This window comes from Billgrantia endophytica (assembly GCF_002879615.1).
Lineage (GTDB): Bacteria > Pseudomonadota > Gammaproteobacteria > Pseudomonadales > Halomonadaceae > Halomonas > Halomonas endophytica.
The window spans coordinates 75,633-96,314 of sequence record NZ_PNRF01000023.1; the positions used below are offsets into that span (position 1 = coordinate 75,633).

The window sequence follows — 20,682 nt, forward strand, 5'->3', positions numbered from 1 at the left end:
TCTCCTTGGGGTTCCACGGCAATCAAACCAATGCTTCCTGCAGCGTGGTCACGATCCTGTCCTGGTCTTCCTCACTCAGGTAAGGATGCATCGGCAGGCTGATGACCCGGCGCGAGGCGGCATTGCCAATCGGCAGGTCGACACAGGGGTCCGCCACCGCCGGCTGCTTGTTCAATGGGATCGGGTAGTGGACGGCGGAAGGAATGCCCGCCTCGGCAAGCCGGGCGCTCACGACTTCACGGTCCTCGACTTCCACGGTGTACTGGGCATGGGCACTGGTGTTCCAGGGCTCCACATGGGGCGTCTCGAAGCCCCTGGCACGCAACAGACGGCCATAGCGTTCCGCCACCTGTTCCCGCAGCAGCAGCTCTTCATCGAGGATGTCGAGCTTGGGCAGCAGGATCGCGGCCTGCAGCGTGTCCAGGCGGCTGTTGGTGCCGACCCGCACATGGTGGTAGCGCCGCCCCTGGCCATGGCGGGCGATCTGTCGCAGCACCACGGCCATTTCATCGTCGTCGGTGAACAGCGCGCCGCCGTCTCCGTAGCAACCCAGCGGCTTGCTGGGGAAGAAGGAGGTCGTGGCGATGGTGGAAAGGCTGCCGGAACGTCGCCCACGGTAGGTGGCACCGAAACTCTGGGCCCCATCCTCGATCACCGCGATGCCGTGACGGGCGGCAATCTCGTTGATGGCATCCATATCCGCGCACTGGCCATAGAGCGAAACCGGAACGATGGCCCGGGTACGGGGGGTAATGGCCGCCTCGAGCTTCCCGGGATCCAGCAGGTAGGTGCGGGGGTCGATATCCACGTAGACGGGGCGGGCACCAAGCAGTGCCACGGTCTCCGCAGTCGCGATATAGGTGAAACCGGGCGTGATCACTTCGTCGCCCGGGGCGATGCCAAGCGCCATCTGGGCAATCTGCAACGCGTCGGTACCGTTGGCACAGCTGATGCAATGGCGGACCCCCGCATAGTCGGCCAGGCGGGTCTCGAGCTCCTCGACCTCCGGCCCGAGGATGTACTTTCCATGCTCCAGCACATTGCGAATGCCGGCATTGATCCGGTCACGAATCCTCAGCTGCTGCGCCTTGAGGTCGATGAATTCCATTGTCTTCACCTCGCCTGCTGGTCGTACCGCCGCCGTTTCGGCCGGGAGCCAGTCCAGCGCCCCTCCCGACAGCCGATAGCGATCGCCCGTGTGCGGGCACACTGCCTCACCCTCTCCTTCCAATGGCAGGTCAAGGCGTTCTCCATGGCGACTCATCCAGCCCCGCTGGCGAGCCGGCACGCCCATTACCAGCGCGAAATCGGGAACGTCCCGGCTCACCACCGCACCGGCGCCAACGAAGGAAAAACGACCGATGGTGACACCGCAGACGATGGTGCAGTTGGCTCCCAGCGTGGCCCCTTCGCGTACCAGGGTGTCGCGATACTCACTCTTGCGATCGACCAGGGAGCGCGGGTTGTGCACGTTGGTGAACACCATGCTCGGACCGCAGAAGACACCGTCTTCCAGGACGACGTTGTCGTAGACCGAGACGTTGTTCTGCACCTTGCAGCGATCCCCGATGATGACCTCGTTGCCGATGAAGACATTCTGGCCGAGCGATACCCCGCGACCGATGCGGGCACCGCCGCAGACATGGACGAAATGCCACACACTCGAATCCGCACCGATCCGGGCGCCGGGATCGACGATGGCGCTGGGATGCACCTGGACACTGGGATGGATCGCATCATGAAACTGGATCGTCATGGCAGACCTCACATCGAGTGCCGCTTGAGGCAAGGGTGAGCCTCGCCACGCCGTGGGCTTTCCGCTACGGCGCCGCGAATCGTATCGACGGTCTCGATGCAATGACGCGCACTGCCGATACCGTAGCCACGACCGGCCAGGATCTCCTGGTAGCTGACGGTATGCAGGTCGGTGAAGCCACCCGAGAACTCGATCTCACGCCCCTCGCAGAGGATCGAGCGGTAGGTGGGCTGCTTGCCCTGGACACTGGTGGGCAGGTCACCGCTGTCGATGGAGAGAAACCAGCGAACCCGGGCCTTCTGGTATTCGAGATAGCCGGCAGCGCGATGATCGTCGGCGTAGTGCACGACGTTGCGCTCCAGGTCGCCGAACACGAAATGCAGCATGTCGAAGAAGTGGACACCGATATTGGTGGCGATGCCGAAGGACTTGCGCGGGTCTCCCTTCCAACTCTCCTGGTACCACTTCCCGCGGGAAGTGATATAGGTCAGTTCGACGTCGTGCTTCTCGTCGGCCGGGCCGCTTGCGATACGCGACTTCAGTTCGGTGATCGCCGGATGATGGCGAAGCTGAAGGATGTTGAAGACCTTCCGCCCCGTTTCCTGCTCCACCCGCTCCAGTTCATCGAGCAGCGCGGGCGTTGGCACCAGCGGCTTCTCGCAGATCACGTTGCAGCCAAGGCGAAGCCCCGCGGCAATGTGCGCGTGGTGAAGGTGGTTGGGCGAACACACCGAAACGTAGTCGAGCGCGGTATAGGGGTCGCGCTTGCGCTGCCAGGCGACCTCATGGAAGCGCTCGAAGTCGGCAAGGAAGTCGCTTTCCGGAGAGATCGAATCGATGATGCCCACCGAATCATTGATGTCATAGGCCATCGCCAGGTGGTTGCCTGTCTCCTTGATGGCCTTCATGTGGCGCGGGGCGATGTAGCCGGCAGCCCCGATCAACGCAAAGTATTTCATGGCGAACTCCAGTTCATATTCCCTTGGGTCATGTGCCGCTTGACCGAAAGGGACGGTTGTCAGGCCTTGATGACCCTGTTGGCGTCGGCCCCGCGATAGATGCCGCGGGTGTCCACGATCAGTTTCGCGTGGGCGCGGATCATCTCGTAGTCGAAGCGATCATGGTCGGTCGCCAGGACCACGGCGTCGTATTCCGCCAGCGTCGCCGGCGTGAGCGGGACGCTCTCCAGGTCGAAGTGATGCTCACGCATGGTGGGGAAGGTCGGCACATGGGGGTCGCTGTAGGCGACGTCTCCGCCCCGATCCCGGACGCGCTCCATGATGTGCACCGAGGGCGACTCGCGCATGTCGTCCACGTTCTTCTTGTAGGCGATGCCGAGCACCAGTACCCGGCTGCCCTTGAGGGCGTGGCCGTTCTGGTTGAGGCCGTCCACCAGCTTGCCGACCACATAATCGGGCATGCCCTGGTTGATCTCGCCGGAAAGCTCGATGAACCGGGTGTGCAGGCCGTATTCACGAGCCTTCCAGGTGAGATAGAAGGGATCGATCGGGATACAGTGGCCACCCAGGCCCGGGCCGGGGTAGTACGGAGTGAAGCCGAAGGGCTTGGTGGCCGCCGCGTCCACCACCTCGAAGATGTCGATGCCCATGCGGTCGGCCACCACCTTCATCTCGTTGACCAGGCCGATGTTCACGGCACGGTGGATGTTCTCCAGCAGCTTGGTCATTTCGGCGGCACGCGTGGAACTCAGCGGCACGACCCGGTCGATGGCCTGCCGATACAGCGCCACGCCCACCTCGCGACAGGCCGGGGTGTGGCCACCGACGATCTTGGGAATCGTACGCGTTTCGAAGTCGGGATTGCCCGGGTCCTCCCGCTCCGGCGAGTAGACCAGGAACAGCTGCTCGCCAACGGCAAGGCCGCCTTCCTCGACGCGAGGCAGCAGCTCCTCCTCGGTGGTCCCCGGGTACGTGGTGCTTTCCAGCGAGATGATCTGCCCTTCACGCAGGTGGCCCTTGAGCGCGTCCACGGTATCGATCACGAAGGACATGTCGGGCTCACGGTACTTGTTGAGCGGCGTGGGAACGCAGAGAATCACCGCATCGGCCTCGGCCACACGGGCAAAATCGGTGGTTGCCTCGAACCCTCGGTCACGGGCACGGGCCACCTTGTCGCCGTCGACATGCTCGATGTAGCTTTTTCCGGCGTTGAGCTTGTCCACCTTCGAGGCGTCGATATCGATGCCCAGCACACGAAAGCCGATATGGCTGTAGCGCAGCATCAGTGGCAGGCCCACGTAACCCAGCCCGACGATCCCGATGACGGCATCCCTGCTCTCCAGCCGGTCGATCAAACGCTCTTTGATGGTAGTCATGACGTTCTTCCATGGTTTCCGATGTAGCGAGGTCGGAGTGATGCCTCACCGCCCCTGAGCGGGCACGGCAAGCAGGCGTCACGCCATTGGTCGGCCCGCACGGCCAGGCCGGGTACCGGGCGCATCAGGCACCCTTGGTCTTGTACGCATAGTGGTAATAGCCATAGCCGTAGCTGGTAGCGGCCTTGCGCTCGATGGCGTTCAGGATGCCGCCCTTGACCTCGACGCCACTGCCCTCGAGGCGACGCATTGCCACGTCTATCTCGCGGGGGGGGTTGAGGCCGAACCGGGCCACCAGCAAGGTGGTGCCACACTGCTGCCCGATGATGCTGGCGTCGGTCACGGCAAGCGCCGGTGGAGTATCGACAATGACCATGTCGAAGGTCGCGCTCAGGCTCTCGAGCAGTTGCGTGAAGCGGTCGCTCATCAGCAGTTCGGCCGGATTGGGCGGCGCCTTGCCGCGAGCCACGTAACTCAAGCCGTTGACGGGCGACTGGCGGACGACATCGTCCAGTTCACACTTGCCAGCCAGCACCTCCGACAGCCCACCCTGGCTCTCGGCATCGAAGGCGCTGTGCACGTGCCCCTTGCGCATATCGGCATCCAGCACCACGACACGCTGCCCCCCCTGGGCGATAACGGCACCCAGGTTGATGCTGATGAAACTCTTGCCGATGTTGGGGCTGGGGCCGGTAATCATCAGCCTGTTGCTGGGTGCTTCAAGCATGGCGAAGTGCAGGCTGGTGCGCAGGCCACGCAGCGCCTCGACCGCCGTGTCGTCGGGAGCGCGCTGCGCCAGCACGCCACAGGCCACGTCACGGCCGCGCCGCTGATGGCGCCGCTTGAACCGCCGTACCAGTTTCTGCTGGTCCTCGGAAAGCGGTATGGTCGCGTAGACAGGCAGGCCGAGATCCTCGATCTGTTCGGCGCTCTCGATACCACGGCGGAAGATGCCGCGCACCAAAACGAAGGCCACCGACAGGAAGCCGCCGATCAGGGTGAGGAGCACCACGGTGACGGGCTTGCGCGGCTCGATGGGCCCCGGCTGTGCCATGGCATCGTCGAGAATGCGCACGTTGCCGACAGTGCTGGCCTTGGTGATGCTCATTTCCTGGATCTTGTTCAGCAGCTGCACGTAAACCTGCTGGGTCACTTCCACATCACGCGACATGCGCAGGATCTGTTGCTGGGTCTCGGGCAGAGCCTGGATTCGCTCGTTGAGCCTTTCGCGATCACGCTCCATGTTCTGGCGTTTCTCCATCATCGCCGCGTAGGTGGGATGCGATGCGTTATAGCGCCGGCTGAGCTCCGACTGCTCCATCTCCAGCTCACTGAGCTTCGCCTCGAGGTCCACTACCCGGTCCAGCACCGAACGGGTCTCGAGAGACAGATCCACGCTGTCGTGATCCATCCGATAGGCATTGAGCGCATCCTCGGCAATCGCCAGTTCACTGCGAACTTCCGGAACCTGCGCTTCGAGAAACTCGAGGCTCTGCTCCGCTTCCGCGCTCTGCCGATCCACGTTCTGGGTCAGGTAGATTTGACCGATCACGCTCAGGGTTCGCTGGGCGCGCCGGGGGTCCTCATCGGTCAAGGTCATGTTGAAGACACCGCTATCGCGCCCGCGCTGACTGACGCTGAACCTGGCGCGAAGGTGATTGATGGCGGCCAGGCGTGTCCGGTGAACCACGGTGAACTCCGCGCCCTCCCCCGCGTCGAGCTCTGCGACACGCAGCTCGACCTGGCCATTGGCGAAACTCTCGTTGCTGCCGACACGTCCTTCGCCCAGCAGTGAATCGCCGTGATACAAGCGGTAGTGCCCCGGCCCGCCCGCTACCAGGCGCATCGCCCGCCCCAGCCACTCGTGATCGACATGAAGGTCGCCGACATTGAGGTATTCCCCGGCCCAGACGCTGCGCTTGGCAAAGTCGGGGCGCTCCATGCCGCGGCGTACCAGATACCCTCCCACCAGGGACAGCCGTGTCGGTACCACCACGATGTCGAGCCGCTCCTTGTCGACGGCCTGCCCGAGCACCATTCGCGAACGAAGGATCTCCAGCTCCGCGTCGGCCTTGGGCTCTTCACCCAGGATGGAGCGCACTTCCGCCAGCGGGTTGCTCAGGCTGGCCTTGCCCTCCACCTGGACCAGCGCGTCCGCCCGATAGATGGGTGTCGCGAGCTGTACATGCACGATTGCCGTGACAGCGAACAGGCCGGTGACAAGCAGAATCAACCACTTGTTATCGAGCAGAACGCCAAAGAGGCGACCCAGGTCGATGTCGTCGTGTCCTGGGCGCAAGCCCGTTTTCGCTTCTTTCACCATGAATACGTCCTGAACTATTGGTCGGTGGCGTCATGTCGGGGCTGATGTCCACCGAGGCGGACGAGCCACCCCCGAGCGGCCTCGACAAGCCGTTCGTGAACATGAACAAAGACCTCTTCGCTCCTGCGATACGGATCGGGAATGTCCGCTCCCTCCGAGTCCCCACCCGACAGCCAGCGACCGAATCGCATGGTCTTGCCCGTGGCCGAGGGAAAGTGTTCGGCAATGGCCAGCTTCTGCCCCTCGCTCATGACCAGTACCAGGTCGGCGCCCCGGACCATTTCCGCGGTGATCTGACGCGCCCGGTGTTCCGCGACCCGCAACCCGTCCGCTTCGGCCAGCCGCCTGGCGGTCGGCTCGACGCCATGATCGACCAGCGCGCCGAGCCCGGCCGAACTGACCTGAAGGCCGGGAAGCCCCCGCCGAAGCAGCGCCTCGCCAACGGGGCTGCGGCAGATGTTGCCGGTGCACACCACGAGGACTCGCCGAAACATCATGCCCGCGCTCATTCGCCGATCCGCTCGAGCTCACGCCCGGTACGGGTGGTCTGGTAGACGCTGGAGATGGTCGGCAACAACTGGCGAATCACGCGATTCCAGCGACCCAGCGGGGTCGTGGTGACGTAAACCACATCGGTGGGCTGAAGCTGGAACTCCGTTCCCAACATCATGGCCGTGGCGTTGCGGGCATCCAGCTGGTAAACGGTGGCAAGCTTGTCGCTCTCCGCCGACGCTCGACGGATCACGAAGATGCCGGATGCATTGGCATTCCCTTCGTCGATACCGCCGGCTTCCGCCAATGCATCGGTCAGGGTCAGGCGACTGCCGCCCATCGCCAGGCTCCGGGGGTCCCGCACCTCGCCCATGACGTAGACCTTCTGGTCGGTGTTGTCCCGCACGTGAAGCACATCGCCATCACGCAGCAGCCGGTTCTGCTCCAGCTGCCCATTGTTGAGCATGTCGTGCAGGGAGAGGCGAATCGACTCGCCTTCGCGGGTCAGGATGACGTCGTGCCAGTTCGCCTCGTCGGTCAGGCCACCGGACAGGCTGATCGCATCGAGCACGGTCAGCGGCACATTGCGGATTGCCATTGGACCAGGGTCGGCGACAGCCCCCGTCACGTTGGCCTTCTGTGAGTTGAACTGAGCGACATGGACTTCGACCTGAGGCATCGCCACATAGGGCTCGAGCCCGCTGGCAACGATGTCGCGCACTTCGGTAACCGTGCGTCCCAGCACATTGATGCGGCCGATGTAGGGATAGAAGATGGTGCCGTCGCTGTGCACCGTGTTGCCGGACTCGGCGGCGCTGCGCTCTCCCCCGGCGGGAATCGTCAGCTCGGGATGCCCGTAGACGATGATGCTGAGCACATCGCCCTTGCCGATTCGATAGTCATAGCCGCTGATGTCGCCACGCAGCGACTCACTGATCTTGCCAATGTCCTCCGGCGCGATACTCTCACGCTGTTGGGTTCGTACCAGCCCGAAGGTGATCGGCTCGATATCGACCAGGTCATCGATGGGAGCGGTATCGGTCTGGTAATCGATATGCCCACCGGGTGAAAAGGCGCAGCCCTGTAGGGCAAGCAGGCCAATGGCAAGCAATAATCCGGTTAACCGGCCTCGCATCTGATAATGCGTCATTTACACGTCTCGCTCGTCTGGATGTCGCCAACACCGGCTTCTCGACATCACGCTGATAAGTCTGGTTTTCAAGATGTCGCCACCAAGGGACACAAGTGCAAACACTGACCCCAAACAAATAACCGGGTGTACATTTCTATCATTGACGCCATTTTTGACACTAATGTTGCCAACCTGCGACATTTAAAATTCCTGTTGTCGCCATTTTTCCACGCCTCATCATTATTACTGTACAGCGTGATTAATATATGAACACGAAGCCTTGAAATCGCCTTTATTAACGAGAATCAAGCCTTTTCTGGCACGCTACCGCCACAAGGTTTCACGGCCATCCCTGAAGCCAACCCCCTTTTGAAACAGCGATATACAGCACTCAGGCCGTAAGACAGAATGAAATATATGATGTGGATACGTTCGATGAGACGCAACTCTCCCGTCCTGGGAATCGGCGATAGAACGGAAGCAAGAATAATCTTTTTTTCTAACTTGTCACCCCCCAATCTCCAACTTTTTTCTCTTTTTTACCTAAAGCTACGTTAAGATAACATGATACATACTTTGTTTCTTTTCTGTTCTGAGCAAGTTGTGTAATAAGCTGATAGTCTTCTTCCGCCATACTTGAATCTCTCTCGATCATGATCGAATTCGTCGTGAGAGAATCCTCAATATAACTCTGCAATAACCTGCCTATCGGCAGGTCGGCCGAACAGGAAGGCCTGGTTATTTTCCGGCAAGACTGCCCGGCTTGATCCCGCCGGGCTCCCCGGCGCAACACAGGAGCAACACCATGATTCAAGTCACTCGCAAAGGCCTTCGACGGTCTGCAGCTGTCGCTGGCATGGCCCTGATGGCGCTATCGCCATTGGCATTGGCCCAGCAGGCAGGCAATACCCCGCCCTCTGGGGCGCCGGACGGCTCCGGCAACGCCCCTGCCCCCGATGCGATGACCAGCGGCGGCGTAACGCCTGGTGGCGGTGCCGCTGGCGATGCACCCGGCAATTCCGGAAATGCCATTGCCGGTGCCATCGACAGGGGTGCCGCCGGCATCGGTGTCGTGGTGGGTGCAACCGGCACCGGTACGGGTACAGGGACTGGCACCGGTACGGGCACACGCTGATGGACCGCGACACACGATGCGCCACGCAGCGTGTGCCGCCACGGGACCGCCGCAAGGCGGTCCCGTTTCGGTGCGGCATACTGCTGGCGGCACTCGGCCTGGCAGGCTGCACCCAGGGAGGCGGCCTTTCGCCGATGGGGGAAACCGTACTGGGATCCTTGCGTTCACCGGACCTCGCCGCCCAGGCAGCAGAACTACCGTATGCCTCGCTGGCGGTGAACAGCGAGGGCAACCAAGCGCTCATGGTGATGGCACACCGTACCGGCGAAAAAGGGCGCGATACCTTCTGGCAAGCCGGCGACTACGCCACGCTGCATCTTCGCGACGGCCTTCCCATGAGTTCCATGGGCTTCCACGAAACGCTCCTGGGACGCTGGCTCGAGAACGACGCCAAGAACGACACCTATCGGGTCCACGCTCACTGGCGTGATCGCAGCGGGCAGGAACACCTGGATGTCGCAATGGCGACACTGACCTGCGAGGCGGCTCGCCCCGTAGACCTGCCATTGACAACGGCACGATTGGAACGGTGCACCGAACGACTGGAATGGCAAAGCGGCTTGCGCAGCAAGGGGGAGCTTTGGCGCGACCCCGCCAGTCTGCGTATCTGGGGGGGGAACATGACTCTCTGGCCACGCGGACATCGCCTGAAATGGCAGGTGGCGCGGCCATGGTGGAGTGATGCCGAAGACCAGGCACAAGGGGAAGCCATCTCCGTCGCACCGGTCATAACCGGCACTGAATGAGAATGAGAGAGTGGAAAAACGATGCTGGATCATGCAATCCCCCCTTCGGCCGACCCCCCTGCGGCGGAAGGCACCCATGGCCTGCCGGGATTCGGCCAGTTGGCGGGTATCGGAGCCCTGCTGCTGTGCGCCGCCTGGCCACTTCAGGCACAAGAGCCCGCCGACAGCACACGGCTCTCCGAGCTCTGGCTGGAACGGGCCCTGCCCGATCAGCCGGCCTACAGCTACTACCTGCGTGAACAGCATATTGCCCCCCAGCGTCGGCAGGGAGTGAGGCTACAGGAAGAGCTCACCACCCTGATCGACCATCTCACGCTTGCCGGACATCGGCATGCTGCCCGGGGCCTGGGCAATTGGCGCGAACAGATTGGCAACCAGATCAAGGCAGGTAGCCGCACTCCGGCGAGAGCCGACCTTACCGCCCTGCTTGCCGCGCCAAGGCAAGATCCACCGTTGTCGGCACTGGCTGAAGCGGGCGAATGCTCGCTGACTGACTGGATCGAGCTGTGGAGCTTCGGCGGAGTGACGCGCCAGCCATGGACCGTCGGCATGTCACTGAACGGCCTGTTGCGCGAACAGCCACGCGACCACTGGCAGGCAGCGGATACCGCCTGGATCATCTCCCCCCAGAATGCCCCGCGCCAGGTCGGAACAGGTGCCTGGAACGCCAATGACAGCGCCCTGGTGCCCGGCACCCGAGTCGTCCTGGCGCTGCCGGAGCAGGTACAGGAGGCCGACTGGGTCAATCGCGCCCTGCCGGATTTTCTGTCGACTCGGCTACCCGGGGATGACTGCCGGCGCATTCCGCTTCCCGCCGACACCCGCAACGCTTCCGAGCAGGACCAACCGCTGCCCGGCCATGGCCTCGGCCAGGCAGGCACGGCATCATGACCAGCCGCCGAATGCCCTATGGGCGACTCACGCCACTGGCTCTTGCCATTGGTCTTGCCATGACCCCGATCGCCCAGGCCGGGGCCCGGGACGTACGTCTTGGACAGGGCGAAAGCGACTTCGGCGGCAAGGGCTTGATGCAGACGCCGTCGGCACGCATGGCACCGTTGGGAAACTTCGCATTCTCCGCGTCACGCACGGCGCCCTATCGCCGCTACAACCTGTTCTTCCAGCCAACGGAATGGCTGGAAGCGGGCTTTCGCTACGTCGAGGTGGAGAACCGCCAGTACCTGGCCGCCACCCGCGATCGCAACAATCTGGACAAGGGGATCGATATCAAGCTGCGCCTGCGCGAGGAGAGCCGTTACTGGCCCCAGGTTGCGGTAGGGGCGCGCGACATGGGCGGTACCGGCCTGTTCGGCGCCGAATACCTGGTCGCCAGCAAACGCTGGCACGACGTCGATTTCACCTTGGGTATCGGCTGGGGGTATCTGGGCAATCAGGAGGATTTCACCAATCCGCTCACACACCTCGACGACCGTTTCGAACGCCGCACCGGCTTCAGCCCCGGCGACGATGGCGGCGACCTCAACCTGGACAGCCTTTTCAGCGGCCGAGCGGCCGTGTTTGGCGGCATCGAATACCAGACGCCCTGGGATCCGCTGATCCTACAGGTGGAGCTGGAGGGCAACGACTACCAGCACGAGCCACAGCGCAACCACCAGAATCAGGATTCCCGGTTGAATGTCGGCGCCCGATACCGGCTGACCGACGGCATCGAACTCAAGGCTGGCTGGCAGCGCGGCGATACCGCCATGGTGGGGGTATCGTTTTCCACCAACCTGGCCACGCTGTCCCAGGCCAAGCGAGACCCGCAGCCGATGCCGGCCAGAGACGCACCGGCCGAGCACACCGGCGACTGGCAGGCGCTCAGCCAGGAGCTCGATGGGAATGCCGGCATTGCCGTCCGACGACTGCGTCAGAGTGGCAACACCGTCACCATCGAGGGCGAACCCAGCCGTTACCGCTCGCTCGCCGACAGCGAACAACGAGCGGGGCGCCTCTTGCACAATCACCTGGATGGTGACGTCGAGACATTCCGGTTTCGCTGGCAGGAGCGAGGCCTGGAACTGCGGGAGAGCGTCCATGAACGCGACGCCCTGGTCGCCGCGACCCACTCCGCCGACGACGTTCCGCTTCACCGGCACGGCCTCTATGCCCATGGTGCCTTTCAGCCAGCCGAGGGAGACATACTCTACGAGAGCGACCCCCGAGGCTTCAGCTACAACCTGGAACCGGTGCTGGAGCAGAATTTCGGTGGACCGGATGGCTACCTGTACCGACTGTCGGCGAACCTCGACAGCGAATATCGCCTCGGAGCCAACAGCTGGCTATCGGCGACGCTGACCTACACCGTGGACGACAACCTGGACAAGTACCGCTATATCGGCCCTTCCGACCTGCCCCGGGTTCGCACCCATATCGGCGACTACCTGGCTGAAACCGATCTTGGCATCAGTAACCTGCAATACACCCATACCACGCGCCTCAGCAACGACTGGTACGCCATGGGATATGGCGGGCTGCTGGAAACCATGTACGCCGGGGCCGGCGGCGAATTGCTCTATCGCCCCTTCAACAGCGACGTGGCGATTGGAGTCGACATGAACTGGGTCAGGCAGCGTGATTTCGATCAGCGTTTCGAGATGCGGGACTACAGCACCTGGACCGGCCACCTGACCGGCTACTGGCAGACCGATTTCGAAGACGTACTGGCAAAGGTCAGCATAGGCCGCTACCTGGCCGGCGACATCGGCATGACCTTCGATGTATCGCGAGAGTTCGACTCAGGGGTACGCCTGGGGGGCTGGGCCACGTTCACCGACGCCGGCGACGACTTCGGTGAAGGCAGTTTCGACAAGGGCATCTACGTATCGCTGCCATTCGATGCCTTCTTCGTCCGCTCGACACGACAGCGCGCCCAGCTGGCCTGGCGGCCTCTGACCCGCGACGGCGGCGCGCAGCTGGCACGCAGAACCACCCTGTACGACCTGACCGAGGAGCGGCAGATGGGGCGTTACTGGGAGGATTACGACGATGCCATGCGATAGGTGACCAATGCTGCGGCAAACCCGGGCGCCTGACGGCGCCAGTCGCGATGGGGACCAGCGCTCCAACCACGATAGATAACGGTATAAATAATAAAAGGTGTCTCAACCCCGATGATAACCCGGCACCACGAACGGCATCTTGCTGACCACCATCGGCAGCCGCTTGCCGCGCACTTCCGCGTACACCGTGGTACCAATCTCGGCATACTCGATCATGACATAGCCCATGGCAACCGGCTTGCCGACGCTGGGGCCGAAGCCACCCGAGGTCACCTTGCCAATCGACTTGTCATCGTCGCTGAACAGCTCCGCCCCCTCACGAACCGGCGCGCGACCTTCACCAAGCAGGCCGATACGCTTGCGCGGGTGATCCTTGATTTCCACCTGGTGGAGGATGAGATCCGCACCGGGAAACCCCGCGGCTCGCTCTCCCCCGCGCCGGCGAGGCTTGCCGATTGCCCAGATCAGTCCGGCCTCGACGGGGGTCGTCTCGATGTCGATATCATGGCCATAGAGACACAATCCCGCTTCCAGTCGCAGGGAGTCCCTCGCCCCCAGGCCTATTGCCTCCACTTCCCCCTCGGCCAACAGGCGACGTGCCAGAGTCTCGGCCTGTTCAGCCGGCACGGATATCTCGAAACCATCCTCGCCGGTATATCCGCTGCGGCTCACCCACACCTCGATGCCATCGATAGTGAACTCGCCCTGCTGCATGAATACCATGTCGCAGGCCGCTGGACAGAAACGCCGCATGACGGCCGCCGCCTCCGGCCCCTGCAAGGCCAGCAGACCTCGATCGAGCAGTTCGGCGTGATGGTCCGCATCCAGTCCGGTCTCCAACAGAGCGAGATCCTGGTCCTTGCAGGCGGCGTTCACCACCAGGAACAGATGGTCACCGACATTGGCCACCATGAGATCGTCGAGAATCCCGCCATCCTGACCGGTGAACAGGGCGTAACGCTGCATGCCCCGGGGAAGACCGACGATATCCGCACACACCAGCGTCTCCAATGACTCGGCAGGACGTGGCCCATGCAACAGGATCTGCCCCATGTGCGAGACGTCGAACAAGCCGCAAGCTGCCCGGGTATGCTCATGCTCCTTCTTGACGCCCAGCGGATACTGCACGGGCATGTCGTAGCCGGCAAAGGGCACCATCTTGCCACCCAGCTCCAGGTGCAGGTCATGCAGCGGGGTGTGCTTGAGTTCGCTCATGTCGAAAACCTCTTGTCAGGTATGGGATATCGCGGGAATGAAATGGAATTGGTATGGCAACGGTTGCTGCGCTGGCCATGCAGGGGGGCGGCCGTCCAGGGCGCCCCCCGTCTCGTCATGAGTTGACGTCAATCACGGTGATGCATGATATCTTCGCCTGGCAACACCTCCTTGCCATCGAAGTAATCCTTGGTCAGCTTGAACACGACTGGCGAGAGCAGTGCCAGGGCGATGAGATTGGGAATAGCCATCATGGCGTTGAAGGTATCTGCCATCAGCCAGATGAAGCCCAACTGGGCCATCGCCCCCAGCGGAATGGCCAGCACAAACAGCACGCGGTAGAGCATGATCGAGCGAGTCCCGAACAGGAACTGGAAGCACTTCTCGCCGTAGAACGACCAGCCAAGGAGTGTCGTGAAGGCGAACACCGCCAATGCCAGTGAAACGATCTGGTTGCCATAGCCGGGCAGCGCGGCATCGAAGGAGAGTGCCGTCAATGTCGCACCCTGCTCGCCATCGATCCATACCGTAGAGGTCAGAATGACCAGGGCGGTGATGGAGCAGACGACAATGGTGTCGATAAAGGTGCCGAGCATGGCAATCAGGCCCTGGCGCACCGGATTGCGGGTCTTGGCCGCGGCGTGGGCGATGGGCGAACTGCCTAGCCCCGCCTCGTTGGAGAAGATGCCCCGGGCCACACCGAAACGAATGGCAGCCATCACCGCCGCCCCGGCGAAACCACCCATGGCGGCATGGGGGTTGAAAGCGTAATAGAAGATCAGCCTGAAGGCGTCACCGATCTGGCTGGCATTGACGAACAGCACCATGAGCCCGGCGACCACGTAGAGGATGCCCATGATCGGCACCAGCTTGCCGGCCACCTTGGCAATGCGCTTGATGCCGCCCAGAATCACGGCCCCGGCGAGCACCATCAGTACCACACCGGTCAGCCAATGGGGAATGTCGAATGTCGAGTTGAGCGCATCGGCCACGGAGTTCGACTGCACGGTATTGCCGATACCGAAGGCCGCTATGGCACCGAAGAAGGCGAACATGCCACCGAGCCAGAGCCACTTCTTGCCCAGACCGTTCTTGATGTAGAACATCGGTCCACCGATGTGATAACCGGTGCTATCGATTTCGCGATAGCGAACGGCCAGAAGCGCTTCGGCGAACTTGGTCGCCATCCCGACCAGCGCAGTGAACCACATCCAGAAAACCGCGCCTGGCCCGCCCAATGCGATGGCCGTAGCCACCCCGGCGATGTTACCCGTACCGATGGTGGCGGAGAGCGCCGTCATCAGCGCATTGAAGGGCGAAATCTCCCCTTCGCCTTCCGCTTTCTTCTTCTCGCCCGGCACGGGCTTCGCGTCGCGTCCTTGCCACATCAACTTGAGACCGGTACCCAGCTTGCGTATGGGCATCAACTTCAGGCCCACCTGCAGATACAGGCCCACGCCAAGCAGCAGTATGAGCATCAACGGGCCCCAGACCACGCTGTTGATGGCAGTGAATATCGTTGTCAAGGTTTCCACGAACGTTTCCCTCTGTCGTATGGATTTGTTGTTCCGTCTAGCGCGTTGCTCCCAGGTCAAGGTGCAGCCAGCCTCGGCAAGGCAATCGTCATGCCACAGCGCGTCATCATCGAGCGATCAACAGTACAAACCGGCGTACCATAGCGGAATTCACCAGGAAGACACCACCCTTTCGAATTGCCTTCTGTTCGCTGAATCGTCTGCCCACCGAATCTTCCCGCATGGGCTGCAAGCGTAACGCCTGTTTCCTATTGGAAACAATCATCACGTTCGACTCCCGCCACCGGCGTCTGCCATCCCCTGATCGGTTCACCCGAGGTCGCGCAAGGACACGAACCACGAATTCAGACTAGTGACCTCCGTCAACGCTGTCGAATCGAGTTTTTCGCATTGTCAAGCACCTGAAAAAACGGCCGGCCAAGGCAAAGCGTGGGCATAGGCGCCCTGCCTGGAGCGTGACGCTCGAGCCCGTTTGCAAGCTCACTGGACGCTAGCCAACGGTAGAGCCACCCTGAAGAGGCCGGCCTCCGGGGCCGCCCTGAAATAATGTGCTTCGTGCGGACTCGCCAAACGCCATCAATGGCGTTAGCATTTGTTCGGTCAGAAAACCTTTTTCGTATAGGAAATCATCATGAGCTCGATTCCGGCCAATCTACGCTACAACGACAGCCACGAATGGGTGCTGGACAACGGGGATGGCACCGTCACCATCGGCATTACCGACCACGCCCAGGAGGCGCTCGGGGACGTGGTGTTCGTGGAGCTACCCGAGATAGGACGTACGCTGGCGAAAGGCGATGAATTCGGCGTGATCGAATCCGTGAAGGCTGCTTCCGACCTCTATGCCCCGGTAGCCGGTGACGTCGTCGAAGTGAACGAGGCACTGGAAGATGCGCCGGAAACCGTCAATGAAGCCCCTTATGAAGACGGCTGGATCATGAAGGTCCGCATCGAGGATGCCGCCAGCCTGGAAACCCTGCTGGATGCCGATGCCTACCAGGCCATTGCCGACGCTGACGCCTGATTCCACGCAGCGTCTCGCCCCCGGTCATGATGACCGGGTTTTCTTCACGTTTATTTGACAGGGTGCTCCATGGCTTCCGACAACCGCCGCCTGGCCGAACTGGCCGATCACGACGCCTTCATTCGCCGCCATAACGGCCCAGGTGCCGACGACGTTGCCGCCATGCTGGCGGCACTGGACATGGAAAGCCTCGACTCCCTGGTCGAGCGCACGGTACCGGCGGACATCCGCCTGGGTCGCGAACTCGATCTCGACCCGCCCCGCAGCGAGGCGGAGGCGCTGGATTACCTGAGACGCCTTGCACGGCAGAACAAGGTCTTCAAGACCTATATCGGCCAGGGCTACCACAACACCCATGTGCCCGCCGTCATTCAGCGCAACGTGCTGGAAAACCCCGGCTGGTACACCGCCTACACGCCCTATCAGCCGGAAATCGCGCAGGGTCGCCTGGAAGGCCTGCTCAACTTCCAGCAAATGGTCATGGACCTGACCGGCATGGAACTGGCCAACGCATCGCTGCTCGATGAAGCCACCGCCGCCGCCGAGGCCATGGCCCTGTGCCAACGCGCCAACAAGAAATCGAAAAGCACCGCCTTCTTCGTTGCCGACGACGTACTGCCCCAGACCCTGGACGTGGTTCGCACCCGCGCCCACTACTTCGGCTTCGAGCTGATCATTGGCGCAGCGGATACGCTGGCCGAGCATGACGTGTTCGGCGCCCTGCTGCAGTATCCCGGCCAGAGTGGCGAAGTGCGCGACCTCGCGCCACTGTTGGCCGGCGCCCGCGCCAAGGGCGTAATGACCTGCGTGGCCGCTGATATCATGAGCCTGGTCCTGCTCAAGGAGCCCGGCGCGCTGGGAGCCGATATCGTGGTCGGCAATACCCAGCGTTTCGGTGTCCCCATGGGCTTCGGCGGCCCCCATGCCGCCTTCTTCGCCACCACGGGCACGCTCAAGCGCTCGATTCCCGGCCGCATCATCGGCGTCTCCAGGGATGCCCGTGGCAACACCGCGCTGCGCATGGCCATGCAGACCCGCGAACAGCACATCCGTCGGGAAAAGGCCACGTCCAACATCTGCACCGCCCAGGCATTGCTGGCCAACATCGCCGGCTTCTATGCCGTCTATCATGGCGCCGAGGGGTTGCGTACCATTGCCTCGCGCATCCATCGCCTGACCACCATTCTCGCTGCGGGCCTCGAGTCCAAGGGAGTGAAGCTGGCCCACGGCAGCTGGTTCGATACCCTGCGCCTGACCGGAGTCGATGCCGGCAAGATACATGGCCGGGCCATGACCCATGAGATCAACCTGCGCTACTTCGAGAACGGCGATATCGGCGTGAGTCTCGACGAGACGACCACTGCCCACGATCTCGACATCCTGTTCGATGTGCTTGTCGACGAGGAGCACGGGCTCTCGATCAAGGCCCTGGACGAATCCATCGCCACCTCGGGCAACAGCGGCATACCCGCTGCCTGTCGCCGCGAAACGGATTTCCTCGATCACCCGACCTTCAAACGCTACCGCAGCGAAACCGAGATGCTGCGTTACCTCAAGCGTCTCGAAAACAAGGACCTGTCGCTGACCCACGCCATGATTCCGCTGGGCTCCTGCACCATGAAGCTCAACGCCACCAGCGAGATGATCCCGATCACCTGGCCGGAATTCGGCCAGGTCCACCCCTTCGCTCCCCAGAGCCAAGTGGCCGGCTATCACCAGATGATCGACGAGCTGGCAGCCTTCCTCGTGGAAATCACCGGCTACGACCATATCTCCATGCAGCCGAACTCCGGCGCCCAGGGCGAGTATGCCGGCCTGGTCGCCATTCGCCGCTATCAGGAGGCAGAAGGCCAGGGGCACCGCAATATCTGCCTGATCCCGAGTTCCGCCCATGGCACCAACCCCGCCTCCGCGGCCATGGCCCATATGCAGGTCGTCGTGGTCGAGTGTGACAGCGATGGCAACATCGATCTCGACGATCTTCGCGACAAGGCGGAACAGCACAGTGACCTTCTGTCGGCGATCATGCTCACCTACCCCTCCACCCACGGGGTGTTCGAGGAAGGCGTTGGAGAGGCATGCAAGATCGTTCACCAGCATGGCGGGCAGGTCTATATCGACGGCGCCAACATGAATGCCCAGGTCGGCCTGAGTCGTCCTGGCGACTTCGGCGGCGACGTCTCCCATCTCAACCTGCACAAGACCTTCTGTATTCCCCATGGCGGCGGCGGCCCCGGGATGGGACCCATCGGCGTCAAGGCGCACCTGGCCCCCTACGTGTCCAACCACGTCGTGACCCCCATCACCGGCGTCAATGCCGACTGCGGCGCCGTCTCGGCAGCCGCCTTCGGCAGCGCCTCGATCCTGCCGATCTCCTGGGCGTACATCAAGATGATGGGGGCCCGCGGCCTGCGCGAGGCCACCGAGCTCGCCATTCTCAATGCCAACTACGTGGCCAAGCGGCTCGAAGCGCACTACCCCGTGCTCTATCGCGGAGTCAATGGCACCGTGGCCCACGAGTGCATCATCGACATCCGTCCGCTCAAGGCGGCCTCCGGCATCAGCGAGGAGGACATCGCCAAACGCCTCATGGACTACGGCTTCCACGCGCCGACCATGTCCTTCCCGGTGCCCGGCACCTTGATGGTCGAGCCCACCGAGTCGGAGTCACGCTACGAGATCGATCGTTTCTGCGACGCCATGATCAGCATTCGTGCCGAGATCGCCAAGGTGGAAAGCGGCGAGTGGCCGGCGGACGGGAACCCGCTGGTCAACGCCCCGCACACCATGGCCGACCTGATGGACGACAGCTGGGATCGCCCCTACTCGCGTGAGCTCGGTGCCTTTCCATCGGATGCCGTAAAGGCCGCCAAATACTGGCCCGCGGTCAACCGCGTCGACAACGTGTTCGGCGATCGGCAGCTGATCTGCTCCTGCCCCAGCATCGACGAATACCGCGACTGAACCGGCTCGAAGCGGGTTAACGGCGCCACATGCATTCGCCCCGCCATGGCGGGGCGAATGTATTGGGGCATGGTCGTGGCCAGGCGCCCGCGTCAGGGATTCGGCGCCGCCTCCCCATGGCCGAAGCGTTCCCGCAGCCGCTGCTCCCGGAAGCCATCCAGCAGGCGCTCGTAGCGGCGCGGTACTCGGGCACTCGCCCTGGTGACCAGATGCAAGGACTCGTATTCCACCACCGGCAGGTCGAGCTCCCTCACCTGACGCTGCCAGGGCGAGGTTTCCAGCACCAGTCGCGACACCACCGTAAAGCCCAGGCCGCGCGCCACGGCATCCAGCACCATGGCGACCTCGTTGGTGAAGCCCTGGCGGCGAAACTGGCTCATGGAACGAAACTCGTCCGGAAAGTTGCTGCGAAGCAGCGATCCGGCGTGGTTGACGCCATCGGAGTAGTTGATGAAGCCAATGCCCATCAGTTCCGTCAGCGTCGTGCCGGCAAAATCGGCCGGCACGACCAGGCAAAGCGGCTCCTGGTGCCATGCCTGGCAGTTCAGGTCCGAATGACGAACGGCTTCGGTCACGATGCCCAGATCGTGACGCCCTGCCAGTACGTCGGCAATGATCTCCTGGCTGAAGGCGAAGCTGTAGCTCACCGTCAGGCCGGGATACATCTGCTGCTGGCCCAGGATATACGGATAGAACATCAACCCCACGCTACCCGGGGAAGCGATACGACACTCACCCGTATCCAGCGCCTCGTCGTCGAGCGAGTGACGAAACTGCTCGTGCTCGGTGAAGAGTCGCAGGCCATAGTCATAGGCACGCCGACCCGCCTCGGTCAGGGTGAAGCGACGGCCCTGGCGTTCCAGCAAGGATTTATCGAGATACTGTTCCAGCTTGCGCACGTGCTGACTGACACCGGGCTGGGTCATCTCCAGGCACAGGGCAGTACGCGTGAAGCTTCCGGTTTCGACCAGGGTGATGAAGGTACGGAAGTACTGGGCATTGAACATGGCGCATCGCTTGCGG

16 protein-coding genes and 1 pseudogene are annotated in these 20,682 nt (G+C 62.5%); 6 read left to right on the forward strand and 11 right to left on the reverse strand.

The window, feature by feature from the left end:
• Positions 1–22: 22 nt before the first annotated feature.
• The 8 genes and pseudogenes from C1H69_RS23820 to C1H69_RS23565 all read right to left on the reverse strand — a co-directional run bounded on the left by C1H69_RS23820 (position 23) and on the right by C1H69_RS23565 (position 8,693).
• Entirely contained in the window at positions 23–1,108 is a 1,086-nt protein-coding gene (locus C1H69_RS23820; RefSeq protein ID WP_205738472.1) for a DegT/DnrJ/EryC1/StrS family aminotransferase, read from the reverse strand.
• A gap of 54 nt (positions 1,109–1,162) precedes the next feature.
• Positions 1,163–1,756: pseudogene (locus C1H69_RS23825) on the reverse strand (acyltransferase); the annotation flags it as partial.
• A gap of 8 nt (positions 1,757–1,764) precedes the next feature.
• Positions 1,765–2,715 carry a Gfo/Idh/MocA family oxidoreductase gene (locus C1H69_RS11590; protein WP_102653563.1) on the reverse strand — a complete coding sequence of 317 codons (951 nt, stop codon included), beginning with the start codon at positions 2,713–2,715 and terminating at the stop codon, positions 1,765–1,767.
• A gap of 59 nt (positions 2,716–2,774) precedes the next feature.
• Positions 2,775–4,091 (reverse strand): nucleotide sugar dehydrogenase, encoded by a 1,317-nt coding sequence (locus tag C1H69_RS11595; RefSeq protein WP_102653564.1) that lies wholly within the window; start codon positions 4,089–4,091, stop codon positions 2,775–2,777.
• Positions 4,092–4,215: 124 nt separating this feature from the next.
• Positions 4,216–6,414, reverse strand: a complete 2,199-nt coding sequence (locus C1H69_RS11600) for a polysaccharide biosynthesis tyrosine autokinase (protein WP_102653565.1) — start codon at positions 6,412–6,414, stop codon at positions 4,216–4,218.
• Positions 6,415–6,428: 14 nt separating this feature from the next.
• Complete coding sequence (locus C1H69_RS11605) at positions 6,429–6,911, reverse strand: low molecular weight protein-tyrosine-phosphatase (RefSeq protein WP_338066175.1); 483 nt, start codon at positions 6,909–6,911, stop codon at positions 6,429–6,431.
• Positions 6,912–6,919: 8 nt separating this feature from the next.
• On the reverse strand, positions 6,920–8,056 hold the full coding sequence (locus C1H69_RS11610) for a polysaccharide export protein (protein ID WP_240609916.1): 1,137 nt from the start codon (positions 8,054–8,056) through the stop codon (positions 6,920–6,922).
• A 481-nt stretch (positions 8,057–8,537) separates the two neighbouring features.
• Positions 8,538–8,693 (reverse strand): hypothetical protein, encoded by a 156-nt coding sequence (locus tag C1H69_RS23565; RefSeq protein ID WP_165789463.1) that lies wholly within the window; start codon positions 8,691–8,693, stop codon positions 8,538–8,540.
• 150 nt (positions 8,694–8,843) lie between these two features.
• Between C1H69_RS23565 and C1H69_RS11615 the strand changes: the two genes are divergently transcribed.
• The 4 genes from C1H69_RS11615 to C1H69_RS11630 are packed head-to-tail and all read left to right on the forward strand — an operon-like array spanning position 8,844 to position 12,921.
• Positions 8,844–9,173 carry a hypothetical protein gene (locus C1H69_RS11615; RefSeq protein WP_102653566.1) on the forward strand — a complete coding sequence of 110 codons (330 nt, stop codon included), beginning with the start codon at positions 8,844–8,846 and terminating at the stop codon, positions 9,171–9,173.
• Entirely contained in the window at positions 9,173–9,919 is a 747-nt protein-coding gene (locus C1H69_RS11620) for a YjbF family lipoprotein (protein WP_102653567.1), read from the forward strand. Before C1H69_RS11615 ends, C1H69_RS11620 begins: the two co-directional genes overlap by 1 nt.
• Before the next feature lie 21 nt (positions 9,920–9,940).
• On the forward strand, positions 9,941–10,810 hold the full coding sequence (locus C1H69_RS11625; RefSeq protein WP_102653568.1) for a hypothetical protein: 870 nt from the start codon (positions 9,941–9,943) through the stop codon (positions 10,808–10,810).
• Positions 10,807–12,921: a YjbH domain-containing protein gene (locus tag C1H69_RS11630; RefSeq protein WP_205738470.1), complete on the forward strand. Its 2,115-nt coding sequence runs from the start codon at positions 10,807–10,809 to the stop codon at positions 12,919–12,921. Before C1H69_RS11625 ends, C1H69_RS11630 begins: the two co-directional genes overlap by 4 nt.
• A gap of 102 nt (positions 12,922–13,023) precedes the next feature.
• Here C1H69_RS11630 and gcvT read toward each other — a convergent pair whose 3' ends face one another.
• Both gcvT and C1H69_RS11640 read right to left on the reverse strand, forming a co-directional pair.
• Complete coding sequence (gene gcvT, locus C1H69_RS11635; RefSeq protein ID WP_102653569.1) at positions 13,024–14,136, reverse strand: glycine cleavage system aminomethyltransferase GcvT; 1,113 nt, start codon at positions 14,134–14,136, stop codon at positions 13,024–13,026.
• Between the two features lie 128 nt (positions 14,137–14,264).
• Positions 14,265–15,671, reverse strand: a complete 1,407-nt coding sequence (locus C1H69_RS11640; RefSeq protein ID WP_102653570.1) for an alanine/glycine:cation symporter family protein — start codon at positions 15,669–15,671, stop codon at positions 14,265–14,267.
• Between the two features lie 631 nt (positions 15,672–16,302).
• Between C1H69_RS11640 and gcvH the strand changes: the two genes are divergently transcribed.
• Together gcvH and gcvP are read left to right on the forward strand one after the other, a co-directional pair.
• Complete coding sequence (gene gcvH / locus C1H69_RS11645; RefSeq protein ID WP_102653571.1) at positions 16,303–16,695, forward strand: glycine cleavage system protein GcvH; 393 nt, start codon at positions 16,303–16,305, stop codon at positions 16,693–16,695.
• A 69-nt stretch (positions 16,696–16,764) separates the two neighbouring features.
• Positions 16,765–19,659, forward strand: coding sequence for an aminomethyl-transferring glycine dehydrogenase (gene gcvP, locus C1H69_RS11650; protein WP_102653572.1), 2,895 nt, complete (start codon positions 16,765–16,767; stop codon positions 19,657–19,659).
• Between the two features lie 92 nt (positions 19,660–19,751).
• On the opposite strand, the gene C1H69_RS11655 is transcribed toward gcvP, so the two are convergent.
• The gene (locus tag C1H69_RS11655; RefSeq protein ID WP_102653573.1) at positions 19,752–20,666 is read right to left on the reverse strand and encodes a LysR family transcriptional regulator; all 915 of its coding nucleotides are present in this window, start codon (positions 20,664–20,666) and stop codon (positions 19,752–19,754) included.
• Positions 20,667–20,682: the final 16 nt, after the last annotated feature.

Excerpts from the sequence above, each read along its gene's own strand:
- C1H69_RS11595 (WP_102653564.1), bottom strand. The coding sequence starts at position 4,091 with ATGACTACCATCAAAGAGCGTTTGATCGACCGGCTGGAGAGCAGGGAT.
- C1H69_RS23820 (WP_205738472.1), bottom strand. The coding sequence starts at position 1,108 with ATGGAATTCATCGACCTCAAGGCGCAGCAGCTGAGGATTCGTGACCGG.
- C1H69_RS11655 (WP_102653573.1), bottom strand. The coding sequence starts at position 20,666 with ATGTTCAATGCCCAGTACTTCCGTACCTTCATCACCCTGGTCGAAACC.
- C1H69_RS11590 (WP_102653563.1), bottom strand. The coding sequence starts at position 2,715 with ATGAAATACTTTGCGTTGATCGGGGCTGCCGGCTACATCGCCCCGCGC.
- gcvP (WP_102653572.1), top strand. The coding sequence starts at position 16,765 with ATGGCTTCCGACAACCGCCGCCTGGCCGAACTGGCCGATCACGACGCC.
- C1H69_RS11605 (WP_338066175.1), bottom strand. The coding sequence starts at position 6,911 with ATGATGTTTCGGCGAGTCCTCGTGGTGTGCACCGGCAACATCTGCCGC.
- C1H69_RS11610 (WP_240609916.1), bottom strand. The coding sequence starts at position 8,056 with ATGACGCATTATCAGATGCGAGGCCGGTTAACCGGATTATTGCTTGCC.
- gcvT (WP_102653569.1), bottom strand. The coding sequence starts at position 14,136 with ATGAGCGAACTCAAGCACACCCCGCTGCATGACCTGCACCTGGAGCTG.
- gcvH (WP_102653571.1), top strand. The coding sequence starts at position 16,303 with ATGAGCTCGATTCCGGCCAATCTACGCTACAACGACAGCCACGAATGG.
- C1H69_RS11615 (WP_102653566.1), top strand. The coding sequence starts at position 8,844 with ATGATTCAAGTCACTCGCAAAGGCCTTCGACGGTCTGCAGCTGTCGCT.
- C1H69_RS11600 (WP_102653565.1), bottom strand. The coding sequence starts at position 6,414 with ATGGTGAAAGAAGCGAAAACGGGCTTGCGCCCAGGACACGACGACATC.
- C1H69_RS11620 (WP_102653567.1), top strand. The coding sequence starts at position 9,173 with ATGGACCGCGACACACGATGCGCCACGCAGCGTGTGCCGCCACGGGAC.
- C1H69_RS11630 (WP_205738470.1), top strand. The coding sequence starts at position 10,807 with ATGACCAGCCGCCGAATGCCCTATGGGCGACTCACGCCACTGGCTCTT.
- C1H69_RS11625 (WP_102653568.1), top strand. The coding sequence starts at position 9,941 with ATGCTGGATCATGCAATCCCCCCTTCGGCCGACCCCCCTGCGGCGGAA.
- C1H69_RS23565 (WP_165789463.1), bottom strand. The coding sequence starts at position 8,693 with ATGATCGAGAGAGATTCAAGTATGGCGGAAGAAGACTATCAGCTTATT.